The sequence below is a fragment of the Thiolapillus sp. genome (assembly GCF_048562965.1).
Lineage (GTDB): Bacteria > Pseudomonadota > Gammaproteobacteria > Chromatiales > Chromatiaceae > Thiolapillus > Thiolapillus brandeum_A.
Map to the genome: position 1 here is coordinate 1 of NZ_JBHNMF010000199.1, position 5,755 is coordinate 5,755.

Below are 5,755 nucleotides of genomic sequence, written 5' to 3' on the forward strand. Positions count from 1 at the left end.
CGCCATACACAACCAAAAACCCAAGCCATTCATCTGGACAGCCAAGGCTAAGGATATCTTGGCTAAAGTTGTTCGTGCTAATCGCCGGTTAAGTTCCAAGCAAAATGCAACACTACACTAGCTCCCGCCTCACCATGAAATTCAAGGTGGATAGGCGCTACGCAGAGCGCGTACAGGAGGCGTTGGCGGCTGAGGCCCGGGGTGAATTGGAAACACTGCGCAGCACGCCCTATTTTCGCTCGTTGGCCAGTTTCATCGAAAAGAATGTCGATGAGCAGTACGATTTTGAACAAGCTCTGCGCAAACGTCCCGTCGAATTGAGTTCACAAAGGCTACTGGCCGCTTCCTATGTATCCGAGCGCCCAGAAGACGATGAGGATGGAGAAGAGCAGGCGCAACAACAGATTCAGGATGATCCCACCGTCAGCTTCTTCACCCAGGCGGCAGATAACAACTATTTCCTCGACAAGGAAGGCTTGAAACTGAGCCTGAAAGGCGGACTGGAGCTGGATCAGCTGAGTGACGGTGAATACCAGCTTCTGTTCCTCTTCGCCCTCATCGATCTGTTCGATGCCGAAAACACCCTGTTCCTGCTCGACGAGGCAGACTCCCATCTGCACTACCAGAACATTGATCGTCTCTGGGGAATCCTGAAACGGCTAAAGGGTAGGGCCATCACCACAACACATCTGCTCGATTCGATTACGGCCAATGAATTTCATGCCATCAAGGTGGTGGAGCAGGGACACATCCGAGATGACGACAAGCTCAAGCAGCTCATCGCTCGTCTCAGCATCCTTTCTCGCGCCACTTAGGTGGAGTACGAGGTTTGCGCCAAGATTGACCACATGGCACTGCTGGATGATTACAACGACTGGGAGATATTCCTGCGACTTGCCGCCCGAAAAGGGCTGGACACCTCTCGGTTGGATAGTGTCTATGCCTTCAAGAAGTCGTCCAGCTATGCAAATGAGAACGAGTCGTTCGGCAAAGCCAAGATCCAGTGGACGGAAAATCTCAGCAAGGTTGAGTGCGCCCTGGCAACAACCCAGGTATTTCTGATCTGTGACCGTGATGAGGCCACGCTCGATATGGACCCGCAATCGGGTGTCAAAGTACGGGGACAACAATACCGGGAACAGATCAACGCCATCCACTGGCCGCAGGGGGCGAATGTTTCAGTTCATCTTCTCGCCTGGCAACGCCGCGAAATCAAGAACTACCTGGCGTCGCACACGGCGTTAAACCATCACGGCAAGCTGGCAGAGATTAACAATGCAGAACTGGCTCAGGTCCACCACCTTGTTGCCAACAACCCCGGCGATAATGACGGTATCCGCCGCTTGGCAGTAAAAGACACCATCAATCCGCTGATCAATGGCCCCGATGGTCTCTGCGTGCAGAAACGCCAAGACTACATCGACCTGATCCCACCCGAAGAGATCAGCGAAGACATCGAAAACATGTACAACTTCATCGTTGGAAAACTGAATTAGCCCATGTCACTACAACAAAAAATCGACCGTATCACCGACATCCTGCGCCGCGATGATGGCATCTCCGGTGCCATGCACTACACCGAGCAGACCTCCTGGATTCTGTTCCTCAAGTTCCTCGATGACTACGAGGCGGAGAAGGCGGAGAAGGCGGATGAGGCGATCCTCTCCGGTATCGACTACATCCCGGTGCTGGATGAGGAGTACCGCTGGTCAAACTGGGCCTGCCCCAAGACACCGGACGGCAAGCCGGACATCCAGAAGGCCCGCACCGGCGACGACCTGCGCGAGTATGTCAACGGCGAACTCTTTCCCTATCTCAAGGGCTTCCGCAACGATAGCCAGGCCGATCCCGGCTCATTCCGCTACAAGATTGGCGCGATCTTCGAATACCTGGATAACAAGATCGCCTCCGGCCACACCCTGCGCGAAGTGCTCGACATTATCGACACCCTCAATTTCCAGTCGGAGACCGAGCTGTTTGAACTCTCCCAGGTCTACGAGGGGCTGTTGCAGAACATGGGGGATGCTGGTGGCTATGCCGGAGAGTTCTATACCCCACGCTCACTGATCCGGGCCATCGTCCAGGTGATTGACCCGCAGCCGGGCCAGAGTGTCTACGATGCCGCCGCCGGTTCCTGCGGCTTCCTCATCGAGGCCTTTGAACATCTGAAGGCCGGGCGTCAGCAACTCACCACCAGCCAGTGGGATCAGATTCAGCAGCAGACCTTCTACGGCTATGAGAAGACCACGCTCGCCTACGTCATGGGCATGATGAACATGATCCTGCATGGCATCGAGTCGCCCAACCTCTACCGCCAGAACACGCTGACCCAGAACATTCGCGATATTCAGGAGAAGGACCGCTTTGATCTCATCCTCGCCAACCCGCCGTTCGGCGGCAAGGAGAAGGCGCAGATCCAGCAGAACTTCCCCATCCAGAGCAACGCCACCGAGCTACTGTTTCTGCAGCATTTCATGAAGTCGCTCAAGAGCGGCGGCAAGGCCGCCATCGTGGTGCCGGAGGGCGTACTGTTCCAGACCAACAGCGCCTTTACCCAGGTGAGGCAGGAGCTTCTGGAGCACTTCAACCTGCACACCATCCTCAGCCTGCCCGCCGGGGTGTTTCTGCCCTATTCGGGGGTCAAGACCAATGTCATCTTCTTCGAGCGCAGCGGCGGCACCACCGAGACCTGGTTCTACGAGTGCGAACCGGAACAGAAGCTGACCAAGAACAAGCCGCTCAACGATGGCCATCTGGCCGAGTTTGTTGAGCTGTACGCCCTACGCACGACCACCGACCACTCCTGGACCGTGCCGGTGGACAAGCTCAAGGAAGACTACGACCTCTCCGCCAAAAACCCGGCCAAACAAACCGAGGTGGAACACCTACCGCCAAGGAAGATCCTGGAGCTGATTCAGGAGAAAGAGGCGGCAGTGACCAACCTGCTGGGCGAGATCGATGAACTGCTGGGGGAGCAGTAGGCGATGGAGCAGCAGTTGTATAAATTGCCGGAGGGGTGGGAGTGGCAACCGTTGTCGTCAGTGACAGAGGTTGTTGGTGGCGGAACGCCAAAAACGAAAGTGCCAGAGTATTGGGGTGGCGATGTTGTGTGGTTGAGTCCAACGGTTTTACCTGCGATTGGTGAATTAACCTACATTTCGGACTCATCGAAAAAGATTACGAAAAACGGGTTGGCTAAAAGCTCCGCGCGTTTGGTGCCTGCGGGAGCTGTTGTTTACTCCACTCGTGCCACTATAGGTAAGATCGCTATCGCGGGCTGTGACTTGGCAACGAACCAGGGGTTTACGAATTTCATTTGTTCGGATGAGCTGTACAATCGGTACTTGGCTTATGTACTTGTTCGACAGACCCAGGCAATTGCATCTCTCAGCAATTCAACGACCTTTAAGGAAGTAAGCAAAACCAATATCAAAAGCGTTGAGACCCCCCTGCCACCCCTCAACGAACAAAAACGCATCGTTGCCAAGCTCGACGCGCTCTCGGAGCGTACCCGCACCCTCGAAGCCGAAACCCAGGAGCGCCTCGGCCAGCTCATCGCCCTCAAGTCATCCTTACTGGATACCGCATTCCGGGGGCAGCTATGACGCCCCAAGCCGGAGTTACGCCATGAGCCAGGATCTGACCAACTCCTCCACCCAGCGGCAGAACATCCTCAACAACCCCTTTGCGCTGCGGGAGATCGAACAGGCCACCCACATCCAGGGCATCCCCTTCGAGGGGCGCAGTGTGGTGCTCAAGGAGCAGGTCGCCGCCTTCTTTGAGGTTACACCACGTACGGTGGACAACTATCTGGAGAAATTCAGCGATGAATTGCGCCGAAACGGGTACGAGGTGCTTCGCGGTAAGCGTCTGAAAGAGCTGAAAAAAGCGATTTCAGAGAGCGGTGCTAACGAAACAGATTTCGTTACCAAAACCACGGTGCTGGGTATCTTCGACTTCCGTGCCTTCCTCAATCTGGCCATGCTGATGGTGGAGAGTGAGCGGGCGCGGCTGCTGCGCCAGGCGATCCTCGACATCGTCATCGACACCATCAACCAGCGCACCGGCGGCGGCACCAAGTACATCAACCAGCGCGATGAGGACTTCGTCCACGCCTGGTTCCAGGAGGAGAGCTACCGCAAGCAGTTTACCGATGCCCTGCGTGATTGCGTCGCCCTCGGCAACTTCAAGTATCCCCTCTACACCGACAAGATCTATGTCAGCATCTTCCGGGAGAAGGCGCAGGCCTACCGTAAGATATTGAAACTGCATGAAAAGGATAAGGTGCGGGATACCTTCTATTCGGAGATCCTGGACCTGGTGGCCTCCTATGAATGCGGTATCGGGGCCATGATCCGGGAGGAGTCGGAGGCGAAAGGGCACTTGCTGTCGGCCTGGGAGGTGGATGCCATCTTTGACCGGTTCGAGAAACTGCCTCACTGGAAGCCACTGATCGAGAGGGCGCGTAACAAGATGGCTAGCCGTGACTTGGCCTTCCGCGATGCACTGCACAAGCAGCTGGAAGAATACGTCACCCCGCTGCAAAGAGACGAGTTCGAACGCTTCCTGGGCGAGAAGAGCAAGGAACTCGCCAAGCGTCTGGAAGATGCCAAGGACGTGATGAAGCGCCTCAAGGAACGTGAATGACCACCCCGGTCATCTATCTGACCCTGGAACAGGCCATCGACATTCACCACAAGACCGTGGAGGTGAGCGGCGGCGGGGCCATGGGGTATCTGGAACTGGGCAAGCTGGAGAGCGTGCTCACTCACATCCAGAATGACGATTACTACCCGACCTTCGCCGACAAGCTGACGCATCTTTTCTTCGGTGCCTGCAAATTCCACAGCTTCGAAGACGGCAACAAGCGCATCGCCATCACGCTATGCGCCCAGATGCTGCTGTTGAATGGCTATCTGTATTGCTCTGGTAACTTCATCCGCGAGATGGAAAACATCAGCTACCACGTCGCCGCTGGCCTTATAGATAAAAACCTGCTGGGCGAGATAATCACCGCCGTTTTGGACGATGAGTTTGAATCAGAGTCCTTGAAGCTAAAAATCCTCAATGCGATTTCTGTAGATAACGGGGAGGGGTGATCGGCCTTGAACAGGCAAGGTTGGAGCCCGTCACGTTACTTGCAAGTTACTCAGCGAGCGTCAAGCTAGTTTTAGCCCGCATCGCTCACCGATCCCCTAGTTCCGGCGTTTTTGGGCGCCGGGACGTGGCCAAGATAGCCTGATAGCCCATTTCTCGTGCCAAGGTACTCGCCGAGAGAAGTAATTCTCGTGTTTTTCGCTCTCCCGGGGCTCTGGAGGATGTTTTTTCGACGGAACAGACGCGCCGGCCCCTCAGCACCGGAGTCTGATCGGTTGTGTCAACGTTGCCGGATGTAATAGGGTTTATCCAGGGGGTGACCAGGCAGGGTGCTGCTTGAGATTGGCCAGGATCTGAGCGATGTCGCTGGCGTAGGGGTATGCTTCCGAGAAGGACAGCCAGACTTTGCGTGCTGTCAGGCGCAGACGGGCGCCGATTTTCAGCAGTTTCAGGCGGATCGTCGTGCTCTGGGCCTTGGCAAACGCCGTACCAGTCAGCCCCAGCCGACGCAGGCCATGCAGCAGGACATAGGCGAAAGAAGAGAAGTACAGCCGCAGTTGGTTCGCCCGCAGGGTGGCACTGCTGGTGCGATCGGCGAACAGTCCCAGTTGCTGCTCCTTGATCCGGTTCTCCATCTCGCCACGGGCACAGTAAAGAT

The 5,755-nt window shown here is 55.9% G+C and carries 7 protein-coding genes; 6 read left to right on the forward strand and 1 reads right to left on the reverse strand.

The window, feature by feature from the left end:
• Window positions 1-134 precede the first annotated feature (134 nt).
• From ACOCD2_RS11095 to ACOCD2_RS11120, 6 genes are read left to right on the forward strand one after another with little or no spacing between them, the layout of a single operon-like run.
• Window positions 135-815, forward strand: coding sequence for an AAA family ATPase (locus ACOCD2_RS11095; RefSeq protein ID WP_293672685.1), 681 nt, complete (start codon window positions 135-137; stop codon window positions 813-815).
• Between the two features lie 33 nt (window positions 816-848).
• Window positions 849-1,496: a hypothetical protein gene (locus ACOCD2_RS11100; protein WP_293647634.1), complete on the forward strand. Its 648-nt coding sequence runs from the start codon at window positions 849-851 to the stop codon at window positions 1,494-1,496.
• A gap of 3 nt (window positions 1,497-1,499) precedes the next feature.
• Window positions 1,500-2,981: a type I restriction-modification system subunit M gene (locus tag ACOCD2_RS11105; RefSeq protein ID WP_293647636.1), complete on the forward strand. Its 1,482-nt coding sequence runs from the start codon at window positions 1,500-1,502 to the stop codon at window positions 2,979-2,981.
• A gap of 3 nt (window positions 2,982-2,984) precedes the next feature.
• Window positions 2,985-3,605, forward strand: coding sequence for a restriction endonuclease subunit S (locus tag ACOCD2_RS11110; protein ID WP_293647638.1), 621 nt, complete (start codon window positions 2,985-2,987; stop codon window positions 3,603-3,605).
• A gap of 22 nt (window positions 3,606-3,627) precedes the next feature.
• Window positions 3,628-4,647 (forward strand): DNA-binding protein, encoded by a 1,020-nt coding sequence (locus ACOCD2_RS11115; protein ID WP_293647640.1) that lies wholly within the window; start codon window positions 3,628-3,630, stop codon window positions 4,645-4,647.
• The gene (locus ACOCD2_RS11120; protein ID WP_293647642.1) at window positions 4,644-5,099 is read left to right on the forward strand and encodes a type II toxin-antitoxin system death-on-curing family toxin; all 456 of its coding nucleotides are present in this window, start codon (window positions 4,644-4,646) and stop codon (window positions 5,097-5,099) included. Before ACOCD2_RS11115 ends, ACOCD2_RS11120 begins: the two co-directional genes overlap by 4 nt.
• Window positions 5,100-5,402: 303 nt before the next feature.
• Here the strand turns inward: ACOCD2_RS11120 and ACOCD2_RS11125 are convergent.
• A partial coding sequence (locus ACOCD2_RS11125) for a transposase (RefSeq protein WP_293647644.1) occupies window positions 5,403-5,755 on the reverse strand: 353 nt, incomplete at its 5' end.